We start from the raw sequence: 12437 nt of genomic DNA, 5'->3' as shown, positions 1-12437 counted from the left end.
CTCAGGCCTCGCCCATCAGCGACACATGGGCGGCGACGATCCGCCAGCCCTCGTCGGGGAAGCGCACCCAGGTCTGGCTCTGCCGCCCGCGCCTCCCCGCCCTCAGGAATTCCGTATTGGCAACGGCGAAATCGCGGCCATAGGTGGTGATGACGGTGTTCTCAAGCTCGCGGGCCAGCCCCTGCGGCGAGCGCGCGCTGCGGAAGGCCGCGATCGCCTCCCACCCGTAGAGGCACTCCGCCGGCCCGTAGCGCAGCGTCCGAGGGTCGCGGCGGAACAGCGCCTGCAGCACCGGCACGTCGTTCGAGACCAGCGCCCGCTCGTACTCGGCGAAGGCCGCGTGGACCTCGGCCAGCACTTCCGGCAGATCGACCTGCATCACGCACCCTCCCTCATTGCCAGATAGGCCCGCCAGCCGCCCGTCGCCGAGATGTCCGGCATGCCGGCGGCGCCCGCCGCCTCGCAGAGGAAGCCGAGCGGCCGCGACCCGTCCGCCATCTCCACCCGGCCGAAGCCGAGCGGCGGCGGGATCTCGGCGAGGAAGGGCCCGACCGCCGCGGCGGGCAGCGCCCAGACCTCCCCGGCGACGGCGACGCCGCCCTCGCCGGCCCGCACCATCCCCGGCCGCCCGCCGAGGTCGTGCAGCCGGTAGACGGGCGCCGTCCGCGCCTCGCCGAGGAACCGCCCGCCAAGCCGCAGGATCTGCGGGTTGAGCGGCAGCCCCGCCATATGCGCCCCGATCGCCAGCAGCGGCAGCTCCGTGGCGGCGAGGGCAGGGGGCTCGGGCGCCTCCGGAACCGCCCCGCCGAGCGCCCCGAGGCCGAGGCCCGCTCTGGCATGCATCACCGCGCCCAGCCCCGCCAGCGGCGCCTCGCTGAAGGCCGGCCCCACCAGCGTCACGCCGAAGGGCCGGCCATCGCCGCGGAACCCCGCCGGGACGGCGAGTGCGGCCAGGTCGCAGATATTGACGAAGTTGGTGTAGGTCCCGAGCCGGCTGTTCGCCGCCACCGGCTCGGCGGCGAGGTCGGCGAGGCTCGGCACCCCCGGCGCCGTCGGCAGCACCAGCGCATCGACGCCCTCGATGAGCAGCCGCGCCAGCCGCCGCGCCTCGGCCGCGGCATGGAAATCCTCCCAGGCATCGAGGGTGAGCTTGCCGAACCCCGCCTCCAGGATGCCCCGCGTCACCGGATGCACGCTGCCCGGCCGCGCGGCGAGGAAACTCCGCAGCGCTGCCGTCCGCTCCGCCACCCAGGCCCCGTCATAGAGCCGCCGCGCGACATCGAGGAAGGGCGCAATGTCCACCCGCCGCACCGGGCCCAGCCGCGCCAGCGCCGCCTCGTAGAGCGCCGCGTCATCCGCCGTGTCGAGGACGAGCTGCCCGGCGAGCGGCGCCGCCAGCCGCCAGGCGGGCTGCACCGCCGGCGCCGCCCGCCAATGTGCCGGCGCCGCCCGCCCGTAACGGTCCCCCTCCGCCGGCCCGGCCATGACCTCCAGCACCGCGCAGGCATCAGCGACTGTCAGGGCGAAGACCGAGACGCAGTCAAGCGACCGGCAGGCCGGCACGACGCCCAAGGTCGGCACCAGCCCGAGGCTCGGCTTCAGCCCGACGATGTTGCAGGCCATGGCCGGCACCCGCCCCGACCCGGCCGTATCCGTGCCCAGCGAGAAGGCCGCGATCCCCGCCGCCACCGCCGCCGCCGAGCCGGAGGAGGAGCCGCCCGGGATGCAGCCCCGCGCCACCGGGTTGCGCGGCGTGCCATGCGGGCTGCGCGTGCCGTTCAGCCCAGTGGCGAACTGGTCGAGATTGGCCTTGCCCAGCAGCACCGCCCCCGCCGCCAGCAGCCTGGCGACCGCCGGCGCATCCGCCGCCGGCCGGTAGGCGAAATCCGCGCAGGCCGCGGTCGTCGGCAGGCCGGCGCAGTCGATGTTGTCCTTCACCACGAAGGGCAGGTCGAACAGCGGCTTTCCCTGCGGCCCTTCCGCCGCCAGCGCCCGGGCCCGCGCCAGCACCGCCTCATCCGGCACCCGCGCCAGGAAGAGCGCCGGATCGTCCCAATCCGCGATCCGCCCGAGCGCCGCCTCCGCGACCGCCACCGGGCTGCCGCCCGCCGCATGGAATTCGCGGAGCGCGGCGACGGTGAAGGCGGCGGGCACCATCAGCCGAACCTCAGGAGCTCGTCTGCCGCCCGCAGCAGCTCACCATCCGCTGCCTTCAACGTCTCGAGGATGCGGAAGTGGTCCGCCCCGCTCACCGGGATCAGCGCCCCCGGCGCATGCGCCTCGGCCCGCCGCGCGTGGAAGTCGCGGGACTGCCGCCGGAGCTCCGGCAGCTCCCCGGTGCCATAGGCGATGGCGAGGGGCTTCCGCACCACCGGCAGCCGCATCGGCGACAGCGCCGCCAGCTCCGCCTCGGTCAGCGACAGCTTCTCGTTGAGGTCGGTATCGCGAATCGGCGCCAGCTCGAAGATCCCGGAGATGGCGAGCCCCGCCGCCACCAGCGGGTGGCCGAGCGCCATCGCCGTCAGGTGCCCGCCCGCCGACCAGCCGGAGAGCACCACCTTCCCGGCTATCCCGTGCTCGCGCCCATGCACGGCGAGCCAGTCGAGTGCGGCCCGGATCTCAGCCACGATTTGCGTCAGCGAGGCCTCCGGCGCCAGGGTGTAGCCCGGCAGGGCGGCGGACCAGCCGCGCTCCAAGGCGCCTGCCATGAAGGCGCAGAAATCTTCCCTGCGGTTCCGCTGCCAGTAGCCGCCATGGATGAAGACGAGGCAGGGGGCCGCCGGGTCCTTCGCCGGAAAGAGGTCCCAGGCGGCCCGCTCCCCCGTGCCGTAGCGCAGGTCGAGATGCCCGGCCCGCGCCGCCCGGAAGGGCGCAGCCTCGGCGTTGCGCGCCGCGATCAGCGCGGGGCTGTCCGTCACCGCGCCGCTGTTGTCGTAGGCGGCGCTGCGCTCCGCCGGGCTGGCGCCGGCCCAGAAGGACCGCAGCGGATCATGGGCCATGGGCGGGCTTCCCCTAGTAGTGGCTGCCGAGCAGCCCCGAAAGATGCCGCCGGAGCGCGTTGAACTCCACCCCCGTCGGGTCGCGCGGCCGCGGCAGGGCGATGCGCTCATCGGCAATGATCCGGCCCGGACCGGGCGACATCACCACCACCCGGTCGGCGAGCAGGATCGCCTCCTCGATCGCATGGGTGACGAAGATGATGCTGAGCCGCGCCCTGGCCCAGATCTCCAGCAGCTCCTCCTGCAGGCGCTCGCGCGTCATCGCGTCCAGCGCGCCGAAGGGCTCGTCCATCAGCACCACCTCGGCATCGTTGGCGAGCACGCGGGCGATGGCGACCCGCTGCTTCATCCCGCCCGAGAGCTGGTGCGGATAGGCATCCGCGAAGCGCTCCAGCCCGACCATGCCAACGAAGCGCCGTGCGGTTGCCGCCGCCTCCGCCTTCGGCCGCCCGCGGGCGACGGGCCCGAAGGCGATGTTCTGGCTCACGGTGAGCCAGGGGAACAGCCCGTAATCCTGGAACACCATCCCCCGGTCCGGCCCCGGCCCGCCGATCGGCTTGCCCCACATCAGCAGCGAGCCGCTGCTCGCCGTCTCGAACCCCGCGATCAGCCGCAGCAGGGTCGACTTGCCGCAACCCGACGGCCCGATCAGGCAGACGAACTCGCCCTTCCCGATGCGCAGCGTCGCATCCAACAGCGCGGTGACCGTCTCGGTCCCGAAGGCGAAGCGCTTGTCGACCCCGCGAATGTCGAGGATCGGCAGCACCGTCCCCACCGCCGCCTTCGGCCTCGCCAGGACGTCATCCATGCTGCGGACTCCAGCGCAGCAGCCGCTGCCCGAGCAACTGCACGCCCCGGTCGGAGAGGAAGCCGAGCACCCCGATCGTCACCATCCCCGAGATAACGATCTCCGTCCGGGAGAGCTGCCGCGCCTCCATGATGATGGCGCCGAGCCCGGTCTGCACCCCCGTCATCTCGCCGACGACGATCACCACCCAGGCGAAGCCGAGCCCGAGGCGGAGCCCGGTGAAGATGGAGGGCAGGGAGGCCGGCAGCACCACCTTCCAGAACACTGCCTGCCGGCCGACGCCGAGCATCGCCGCCGCCTCGAACAGCCGCCCCTCGACGCTCCTCACGCCGAAAACCGTGTTGAGCAGGACCGGGTAGAAGGCGCCGAGGAAGACAAGGAAGAAGGCGCTCCGCGGCCCGATGCCGAAGACGATCATGGCGAGCGGCAGCCAGGCCGTCACCGGGATCGGCCGCAGGATCTGCAGCGAGGGGTCCAGCAGGTCCCGCACCACGGCGATCCGCCCGATCAGCATCCCCATCGGCAGCGCGACCAGCGCGGCAAGGACGAAGCCGCCATAGACCCGGCCTAGGCTCGCCATCGCATGGGTCCAGAGTGTCGCCGAATAGAGGTCGTCCCAGACGCCGCCGAAGGCAAGGTCCCACCATTGCACCGCGACGTCCCAGGGGGGTGGGATCAGGTGATAGCCCGGCCCGCTCGTCGCCATGTGCCAGGCGAGCAGGCCGATCGCCGGCGCCGCCACCGCCAGCAGCGCCTGGCGCGAGGCGGCGCGCCCCGCCAGCGCCGTCATGCCGACTGCTTCGCCAAATCGTCGGAGAACCTGGCATCGAAAAAGGTGGCGAAATCCGGCAGCGCGCGGATCTGCTTGAGGCTCAGCATCTGCTCGGCGTAGGTCCGGGACCGCGCCAGCATCTCCGGCGTCATCTGCCAGTTCAGCTCGACATTCGGCAGGCTGACCTCCAGCGCGTCCCGCCGCATGCCGAGCCTGGCGATGGCGGTCTCGATGGTGGCGTCGCGGTTCGCCATGCCGAACTCGCTCGCCTGCCGGTGCACCTTGAGCATCGCCCGCACCAGCTCCGGCTTCTGCGCGACGGTCTCGGGATGCGTGGCGAAGATCATGTTCAGCGAGCCCATCGGCGTCGAATACGGGTACTCGACGATCTTCCCGATGCCCGAGGCGACGGACACGCCCGGCCCCGGCTCCGCCCCGACATAGGCATCGACATCGCCGCGGGCCAGCGCGATCGGCATCTCGGAGAAGGAGACCCGCACCGACTGCACATCGCGGATCGTCATCCCCTCCATCCGCAGCCGCTCGAGGATGAAGACCTCCTGCGTCGAGCCCGGCCAGATGCCGATGCGCTTGCCGCGCAGATCGGCGAGCTTGTCGATCCCCGACTCCTTCTTCGCCACCACCGCCATGCCGCGGTCGCAGCAGGAGCCGATCACCGTCACCGGCTCCCGCGCCGCGGCACCGAGGATGCCGGCCGCGATGCCGAAGGCGCCGAAATCGACCGACCGGGTGACGACCGCATTCTTGCCCTCGGTCGGGCTCTCGAAGGGGATCACCTCGATCCGCATGCCCGCCGGCTGGAAGCGCTCGTACAGGAAGGGGGCGATAGAATGGATCAGCCGCAGCGCGCCCATCCTCACCGTGACGCCCTGCGCATGCAGCGCGGGCGCTGCGAGGGCGGCAGAGGCGGCGCCAAGCAGCGCGCGGCGGGCGATAACCATGGGAGCGATCCTCCGGGACGGGTGAGTTTCGTCCGCCCATGCAACGCCCATGCCGCCTCCGCGCGTCTCCTTGAGCCTCCCGCGCTCACGCGCCATGGCGCCAAAAGCGCCATCCCGCTCATCCGGCGCGCAACTCCCGGATCGGCCGCCCCGCCAGGAAGGCCTCGACTGCCTCCACTGCGCCGAGGAAGTACTGCGCGTAATTCTCCTCGGTGACATAGCCGAGATGGGGCGTCAGCACCGTGTTCGGCGCCGCCAGCAGCGGATGCCCGGGCGGCAGCGGCTCCCGGTCGAAGACGTCGATGCCCGCCCCGGCGATGCGCCCCTCGGTCAGCGCCGCGACCAGCGCCTCCTGGTCGATCAGCGGCCCCCGGCTGGTGTTGACGATGAAGGCCGAGCGCTTCATCCGCCCGAGCTCCTCCGCGCCTATGATCCCCCGCGACCGCTCGGAGAGGATGAGGTGCAGGCTCACCACGTCGGCTTCCTCCATCAGGCGCGCCTTCTCGACCAGCCGCGCCCCCGCCGCCTCGGCGCGCTCGGCGGTGAGGTTCTGGCTCCAGGCCATGACCTCCATCCCGAAGGCCTGCCCGACCCGGGCGACCCGGCTGCCGAGATTGCCGAGCCCCACCACCCCAAGCACCTTGCCTTCCAGGGTGGAGCCCACGCTCCCGCCCGGCGCGATCTGCCAGCCGCCCGCGCGCAGCGAGGCCTGCTGCTCCGGGATCCGGCGCATGAGGGAGAGGATCAGCCCCCAGGTCAGGTCGACGGTCGGATGCCCGAAGCCAGGCGTTCCGCAGACGGTCACGCGCCGCTCCGCCGCGGCCTCCAGGTCGATGCTCCGGTTCCGCGCCCCGGTGGTGATCAGCAGCCGGAGATTCGGCAGCCGCTCCAGCAGCGCCCTCGGAAAGGGCGTCCGCTCCCGCATGATGAGGATGGCATCGAACGGGGCAAGCCTCGCCGCCAGCGCCTCCGGATCGGTGACGGTATCCCGGAACACCTCGATGGTGAGGCTGTCGGGCAGCCGGTCCCAGGGTCCGCGGGTCAGGGCCACGCCCTGGTAGTCGTCGAGGATGGCGAGGCGGCTCAGTCCGGGCATCAGGCGTCTCCGTCATTCTTGGGCATCAGCACCCGCGTCGCTGCCTCGCGCAGCCGGGCGGGGAGGGGGGTGCTGCGCCCCTGGTCGGCCCGCGCCACATAGACATGGACGAAATGCGCCTCGGCGCTCGCCCGCTCCTCGGCATTGCGGAAGATCCCGACCTCGTAGCGGATGGAACTGGTGCCGAGCCGCCCGCACCGCAGGCCGCAGGTGACGGAATCGGGGAAGGCGATCGGCGCGAAGTACCGGCACCCCGTCTCCACCACCAGCCCGACCTCCGGACTCGTCGCCAGGTCGAGCACGCCTTGCTCGATCAGGAACTGCGCGACCGCCGTGTCGACCCAGCTGTAATAGGTGACGTTGTTCACATGGCCATAGACGTCGTTGTCCATCCAGCGGGTCGGGATGGCGGTGAACCAACGGTAGTCGGCCCGCATGCCGATGGCGGGGCGGCTCATGCCGGCGCATCCGCGACGATGGCCTCGTCGAGGCAATCCTCGAATGGCGGCCCATGGCCGATGGCACCCGGGGCCGGCATCGCCGCCCCCAGCCGGCCGAATGCATCGTGCGGAAAGCCCGGCGCCACGGCCCGGAGCCGGTTCGCCTCCGGCACATCCGCGAGGCGCCTTGCGGCCGCCGCCGCATCCGTGCTGCCCGCCGCCATCCGCCGCGCGATGCCCTCCCGCCCGGAGAACCCTTCCGCTTCGGCAAGGTGGAGGGGCGCATGGAACAGCGCCCGCAACGGCTCGATCAGGGTCTGGGGCTGCATGCCGGGCTCCATGGCTGGGCGAAACACTAGGGCCGGGCCATGCATCGCGCCAATCCGGCGCGTCGCGGCGTATTCGGGCTTCGCCCTCCGCCGCCGCGCCGCTATAGACCAGAGGGTCGCAACCCCTTCGCCGCAAGCCAGGTCCGAGAGCGCCTTGAGCAGCCAGACGCTTCCAGAAGCCTTCCGCCTCCGCGCCGGCAACTTCAACCTACTCGTCCTGCGCCTGCTGGACCCGCGGCCGGAGGCTGTGCTGCCTGCGCTCGGCGACCAGTTCCGCCGCGCGCCGGGCTTCCTCCGCTTCGCCCCCATCGTCATCGGCCTGGCCGATCTCGAGGCGGCACCGGAGGAGGTCGATTTCCGCGGCCTCGTCGAGGGGCTGCGCAAGCTGGAGATCGTGCCCATCGGCACCTCCGGCGGCAGCCAGGCCATGAAGCAGGCCGCGCAATCCGCCGGCCTGCCCCCGCTCCGCGCCGTCGGCGGCGCCGAGACCGAGCCGGCTCCGCCGCCCCCCGAAGCCGCCCCCGAGCCGCCGGCCGCGGCGACCGAGGCCGCGCCGCGCCCCGACTTCTCCGGCTCCGGCCGCGCCGCCCTGCTGGTGACGGAGCCGGTCCGGTCCGGTCAGCGGATCTATGCGCAGGGCGCCGACCTCATCGTCACCGCCACGGTGAATGCGGGGGCCGAGATCATTGCCGACGGCAACATACATGTATACGGAGCACTCCGTGGCCGCGCCGTCGCCGGCGCCGCGGATGATGCGACGGCGCGGATCTTCGCGCTGCATTTCGACCCGGAGCTCGTCGCCATCGCCGGCTACTACGCGGTGCGCGAGGGGCTCGGCGATGCGCCCATCGGCAAGCCGACGCAGGTGCGGCTCGAGGGCGAGGAGATGCGGTTCGCGCCGCTCGGGTGATGGATTGGGATTGGGGATGAGGGGGATGCGTCCATGGCGCAAGTGATCGTTGTCACCTCCGGCAAGGGAGGCGTCGGCAAGACCACGACCAGCGCCGCCTTCGCCACCGGCCTCGCGCAGCGGGGCAAGAAGACGGTGGTGATCGATTTCGACGTCGGCCTCAGGAACCTCGACCTCATCATGGGCGTCGAGCGCCGCGTGGTCTTCGACATCGTCAACGTCATCCAGGGCGAGGCGCGCCTGAACCAGGCCCTGATCCGCGACAAGCGCGTCGATACGCTGGCGATCCTCCCCGCCAGCCAGACCCGCGACAAGGACGCGCTGACCCGCGAGGGCGTGGCGACGATCATCGAGGAGCTGTCGAAGGATTTCGACTACATCCTCTGCGACAGCCCCGCCGGCATCGAGAAGGGCGCCCTCCTCGCGCTCTACTTCGCCGACCAGGCGGTGGTCGTGACCAACCCCGAGGTCTCCTCGGTGCGCGACAGCGACCGCATCCTCGGCGTGCTGCAGTCGAAGTCGCGCCGCGCCGAGGAGAAGCAGGACAAGGTGAAGGAGCACCTGCTCGTCACCCGCTACGACCCGAACCGGGTCGAGCGCGGAGAGATGCTGAAGCTCGAGGACGTGCGCGAGATCCTCGCCATCCCCCTGCTCGGCGTTATCCCGGAGAATGAGAGCGTTCTGCGCGCCTCCAACACCGGCACGCCGGTGATCATGGATACCGAGAGCGTCGCGGGTCAGGCCTACAAGGACGCGGTCGGCCGCTTCCTTGGCGAGGACCTGCCGCACCGCTTCCTCGAGCCGGACAAGAAGCCCGGCCTGTTCAGGCGCCTGTTCGGGGGGAGGGCCGCCTGATGAGCTGGCTCGATTATTTCCGCGCGACCCGCAAGGAGGAGGCGCCGCCCAGCGCCTCCGCCGCGAAGGAGCGCCTGCAGATCGTCCTTGCCCATGAGCGCATCGGCCGTACGCGCGAGGACTTCCTGCCGAAGCTCCAGCAGGAGCTGGTGGCCGTCGTCGCCCGCTACGTGGCGATCGACCCCGGCAAGGTGAAGCTCGACCTCGACCGCGGCGGTGACATGTCGACGCTCGCCATCGAGATCGAGCTGCCGGCGCCGGCCCCAGGCCGCCAGGCCGCCGCGAGCTGACGGCTGCCTGGTGCGGTCAGCGCGCCAGGCACAGCATCACATCCCCCCCGGCCATCGCCTCGGCCGGCGTGCAGCCCTGTGCCTCGCCCCGGGCCGTCAGACGCCGCAGCCGGAACTGCCCTGCCAGCCGGGCCAGGAAATCCGCCGGCGCCGCCGACCGCATGGGGTTGAAGCAGAGCAGCACCTCCACCGCCGGGTTGGCGCCGACCACCGCCTGCATCCCGGCGAAGGCTGCTTCCTCCGCCCCGCAGAGGTCGAGCTTCACCAGGTCCGGCCTCGCCGAGGCATGCCGGTCGAGCGGCCGCGTCGCCACCATCGCCGTCCCCGTGCTCTGGGTCACGGTGCCGCCGCCCGCCAGGTCTTCCGGCAGGAGATGCGCGTTCATCGGGCTGCCCTCCGGCATGGCGAAGCGCATCACCCGCCCTGAATCGGGCCCGGCCAGCGCCACCTCCTCCACCTGCGCGCGCCCCTCCATGCCGTTGAGCGCCAGGTTCCGCCGCAGCAGGGCCGCCGAGCGCGGGTGCGGCTCGAAGGCGAGGACCTTGCCGGCCGGCCCCACCAGCTCCGCCGCCAGCAGGCTGAAATAGCCGTAGCAGGCCCCGCCATCGACGAAGACCTGGCCTGGCTTGAGCCGCTCGATCAGGAAGCGCGTGGTCCACCACTCCCAGAACCCGTCCATGGCGAGATGCGGCGCATGGGTGAAGTCGCCGGCATCGACCAGCATCTTGTGGCGGCCAAGCGTGCGGCAGAGCAGCGTCTCGCCCGCCATCGGCACGGCCTGGGCGAGGGCGCGCACCGCAGCCTCGGCCGGCCCAGACGGCCCGGCCAGCCTTGCGACGGGCACCAGCCGCCGCCGCGGCCGCAGCCATTCGGCGACCCGGGTGAGGGTGGGGTTCGGGGGGACAGCGGCCTGGCCCTGCGGCATACGACTTCTCCGGCAGCGCCTGTCCTCGGCGCGCCGCCATGTAAGGGATATCCGCAGCCGCGGGAACGCGTTCCGCACCCCCTGGCGCCGTCTCCCGCGCGGCGTGGTAGCTTCGCCGCATGCCGACCCTCCCTGCCTTCGCCCCCGCCGTCGACTACGCCCTCGCGCACGAGTCCCCTTGGCCGGAGGATATCCGCGCGCACCTCGAAGGCGGCTTCTTCGAACCGCCGCCGGACAACGCCATCATCGGCCCCGTCGCCCCCCGCGGCGCCCCCAACGGGGTGATCCTCCATCACGGCCGCCGCGTCGCCGAATGGGGCGACACGCGCCGCGTCGACATGACCTTCTCGGTGGCGAAATCCTACCTCGCCCTGCTCGCCGGCCTGGCCCATGGCGACCGCCTGATCCCCGACCTCGACGCCCCGGTCCGCGCCCTGGTCGATGACGGCGGCTTCGACAGCCCGCAGAATGCGCCCATCACCTGGCGCCACCTGCTGACCAACACCTCGGAATGGGAGGGCAGCCTCTTCGGCAAGGCGGACGTCATCGACCGCGGCCGCAACCTCACCGTGGAGGGGCGGGGGCGGAAGGGCCTGCCGCGCCCTCTCCAGAAACCCGGCGAGTACTGGGAATACAACGACGTCCGCGTGAACCGGCTTTCCCTTGCGTTGCTGCGGGTCTTCCGCCGGCCGCTGCCGGAGGTCTTCGCCGAGCGCATCATGCGCCCGATCGGCGCCTCGCGGGACTGGCGCTGGCTCGGCTACGAGACCTCCTGGGTCGAGGTCGCGGGCCGCCGCGTCCAGAGCGTCTCCGGCGGCGGCCATTGGGGCGGCGGCGTCTTCATCCGTGCCGAGGATCAGGCGCTGATCGGCCAGCTCACCCTGCAGGACGGCGTCTGGGACGGCCGCCGCCTGCTGCCCGAGGGCTGGGTCGCGCAATGCGCGACGCCCTGTGCCCTCAACCCGCATTACGGGCTGTTCTGGTGGCTGAACACCGGCCGCACCCGCTGGCCCTCGGCCGGCGCGCGGAGCTGGTGCTTCTCCGGCGCCGGCGGCAACGTCACCTGGGTCGATCCCGAGGCCGGGATCACCGCCGTGCTGCGCTGGGTGGACCAGACGGAGCTCGACGGCTTCATGGCGAGGACCCTCGCCGCGCTTCAGTAGCGGTAGTAGCCGCTGCCGTAATGGGGCCGCGGCGGGGTATAGGCCCAGGGCGGCGGCCCGCCCCATTCGCGGCGATGCCACCAGGGCCGGCCGTAATAGGGCGGCGGGGGAGGGGGCGGCGGCGCATAGTAGCCGCCGCCATAGCCGTAGCCTTGGCCCCAATGGACCGGCATGGCCTGGGCCGCCGCCTGGTCCGGTGTGGCCAGCAACGCGCCCAGGCTGAGCGCACCGGCGGCGAGGAGGGGGATGAGCTTGCGCATGGCCTCTTCTGTCCTTGGCAGGTCCGAGAGCCGAACCGGTGCCATGGCCCAAGAATAGGCCCGGCCACCTAACCCCGCGGATGTCGCGCGGTGAAACCGCGCCAAAGGCGGGTTACAGGCCGGTTTCACCCTGCCACATGTCCGCCACGGGGCGGCCTTCGGCAGGACATGGCCTCAGGGCCTGGGCTGCACCGCATACCGTCCCGGCCCGATCCAGGCGAGGATCAGGAAGCCGCCGATCATCGAGAGGTTCTTGAAGAAGCTGAAGATCTGCGGCACTTGCGCCGCCCCCTCGAACTCCCAGAACCGATGCGCGATGATGCTGGTCCCGAGCGTGTAGAGGATCAGCCCGAAGGCCGCCCAGCGCGTCCACAGCCCGAGCACGATGAGCAACGGAAAGACCGTCTCTGCCAGGATCGCCAGCACGCCCCCGAGATAGGGCAGCGGCGCCTCCTGCTGCGTTAGCAGGCCGACGATGCCCGGCCAGCCCATGATCTTGAAATACCCGCTGATCGGAAACAGCACGACGAGCGCGATCCGCCCGATCAGCAGGACGAAGTCGAGATCGCCGCTTCGCGCGGCGGCAGGGCTGGTGGAGGCGGACATGAGGGTCTCCGTATCGGTCGCC

At 71.9% G+C, this 12437-nt stretch carries 16 protein-coding genes; 4 read left to right on the top strand and 12 right to left on the bottom strand.

The window, feature by feature from the left end; all coding sequences use genetic code 11:
• Nucleotide 1 precedes the first annotated feature (1 nt).
• The 9 genes from hpxZ to AC5JJ1_RS26400 form a co-directional block, all read right to left on the bottom strand.
• The gene (gene hpxZ / locus AC5JJ1_RS26440; RefSeq protein ID WP_495788109.1) at nucleotides 2-379 is read right to left on the bottom strand and encodes an oxalurate catabolism protein HpxZ; all 378 of its coding nucleotides are present in this window, start codon (nucleotides 377-379) and stop codon (nucleotides 2-4) included.
• Nucleotides 379-2157 (bottom strand): allophanate hydrolase, encoded by a 1779-nt coding sequence (atzF, locus tag AC5JJ1_RS26435; RefSeq protein ID WP_495788108.1) that lies wholly within the window; start codon nucleotides 2155-2157, stop codon nucleotides 379-381. Before atzF ends, hpxZ begins: the two co-directional genes overlap by 1 nt.
• Nucleotides 2157-2999, bottom strand: a complete 843-nt coding sequence (locus tag AC5JJ1_RS26430) for an alpha/beta hydrolase (protein WP_495788107.1) — start codon at nucleotides 2997-2999, stop codon at nucleotides 2157-2159. The genes atzF and AC5JJ1_RS26430 overlap by 1 nt, the downstream gene beginning before the upstream one ends.
• A gap of 13 nt (nucleotides 3000-3012) precedes the next feature.
• Nucleotides 3013-3807, bottom strand: a complete 795-nt coding sequence (locus tag AC5JJ1_RS26425; RefSeq protein ID WP_495788106.1) for an ABC transporter ATP-binding protein — start codon at nucleotides 3805-3807, stop codon at nucleotides 3013-3015.
• Nucleotides 3800-4597: an ABC transporter permease gene (locus AC5JJ1_RS26420; RefSeq protein WP_495788105.1), complete on the bottom strand. Its 798-nt coding sequence runs from the start codon at nucleotides 4595-4597 to the stop codon at nucleotides 3800-3802. The genes AC5JJ1_RS26425 and AC5JJ1_RS26420 overlap by 8 nt, the downstream gene beginning before the upstream one ends.
• Nucleotides 4594-5541 (bottom strand): ABC transporter substrate-binding protein, encoded by a 948-nt coding sequence (locus tag AC5JJ1_RS26415; RefSeq protein WP_495788104.1) that lies wholly within the window; start codon nucleotides 5539-5541, stop codon nucleotides 4594-4596. Before AC5JJ1_RS26415 ends, AC5JJ1_RS26420 begins: the two co-directional genes overlap by 4 nt.
• Nucleotides 5542-5659: 118 nt before the next feature.
• Nucleotides 5660-6637, bottom strand: coding sequence for a D-2-hydroxyacid dehydrogenase family protein (locus AC5JJ1_RS26410; protein ID WP_495788103.1), 978 nt, complete (start codon nucleotides 6635-6637; stop codon nucleotides 5660-5662).
• Entirely contained in the window at nucleotides 6637-7095 is a 459-nt protein-coding gene (locus AC5JJ1_RS26405) for an acyl-CoA thioesterase (RefSeq protein WP_495788102.1), read from the bottom strand. The genes AC5JJ1_RS26410 and AC5JJ1_RS26405 overlap by 1 nt, the downstream gene beginning before the upstream one ends.
• Nucleotides 7092-7406 (bottom strand): hypothetical protein, encoded by a 315-nt coding sequence (locus AC5JJ1_RS26400; protein WP_495788101.1) that lies wholly within the window; start codon nucleotides 7404-7406, stop codon nucleotides 7092-7094. The genes AC5JJ1_RS26405 and AC5JJ1_RS26400 overlap by 4 nt, the downstream gene beginning before the upstream one ends.
• Nucleotides 7407-7560: 154 nt before the next feature.
• Between AC5JJ1_RS26400 and minC the strand changes: the two genes are divergently transcribed.
• From minC to minE, 3 genes are read left to right on the top strand one after another with little or no spacing between them, the layout of a single operon-like run.
• Complete coding sequence (minC, locus tag AC5JJ1_RS26395) at nucleotides 7561-8316, top strand: septum site-determining protein MinC (protein ID WP_495788100.1); 756 nt, start codon at nucleotides 7561-7563, stop codon at nucleotides 8314-8316.
• A gap of 33 nt (nucleotides 8317-8349) precedes the next feature.
• The gene (minD, locus tag AC5JJ1_RS26390; protein WP_495747255.1) at nucleotides 8350-9171 is read left to right on the top strand and encodes a septum site-determining protein MinD; all 822 of its coding nucleotides are present in this window, start codon (nucleotides 8350-8352) and stop codon (nucleotides 9169-9171) included.
• The gene (gene minE, locus AC5JJ1_RS26385) at nucleotides 9171-9461 is read left to right on the top strand and encodes a cell division topological specificity factor MinE (RefSeq protein ID WP_495788099.1); all 291 of its coding nucleotides are present in this window, start codon (nucleotides 9171-9173) and stop codon (nucleotides 9459-9461) included. The genes minD and minE overlap by 1 nt, the downstream gene beginning before the upstream one ends.
• A gap of 16 nt (nucleotides 9462-9477) precedes the next feature.
• Here minE and AC5JJ1_RS26380 read toward each other — a convergent pair whose 3' ends face one another.
• A complete protein-coding gene (locus AC5JJ1_RS26380) occupies nucleotides 9478-10386 on the bottom strand; it encodes an FkbM family methyltransferase (RefSeq protein WP_495788098.1) in 909 nt (302 codons plus the stop codon).
• Between the two features lie 119 nt (nucleotides 10387-10505).
• On the opposite strand from AC5JJ1_RS26380, the gene AC5JJ1_RS26375 reads away from it, so the two are divergent.
• Nucleotides 10506-11549: a serine hydrolase domain-containing protein gene (locus tag AC5JJ1_RS26375; RefSeq protein WP_495788097.1), complete on the top strand. Its 1044-nt coding sequence runs from the start codon at nucleotides 10506-10508 to the stop codon at nucleotides 11547-11549.
• Here the strand turns inward: AC5JJ1_RS26375 and AC5JJ1_RS26370 are convergent.
• The gene (locus tag AC5JJ1_RS26370) at nucleotides 11543-11809 is read right to left on the bottom strand and encodes a hypothetical protein (RefSeq protein ID WP_495788096.1); all 267 of its coding nucleotides are present in this window, start codon (nucleotides 11807-11809) and stop codon (nucleotides 11543-11545) included. The two genes, AC5JJ1_RS26375 and AC5JJ1_RS26370, sit on opposite strands and share 7 nt — an antisense overlap.
• A 174-nt stretch (nucleotides 11810-11983) precedes the next feature.
• Nucleotides 11984-12415 (bottom strand): DoxX family protein, encoded by a 432-nt coding sequence (locus AC5JJ1_RS26365; RefSeq protein ID WP_495788095.1) that lies wholly within the window; start codon nucleotides 12413-12415, stop codon nucleotides 11984-11986.
• Nucleotides 12416-12437: the final 22 nt, after the last annotated feature.

The organism is Belnapia sp. (genome assembly GCF_059504005.1).
Note: the sequence above shows the minus strand (reverse complement) of the source record. Positions and strands in the feature narration are given on the sequence as shown.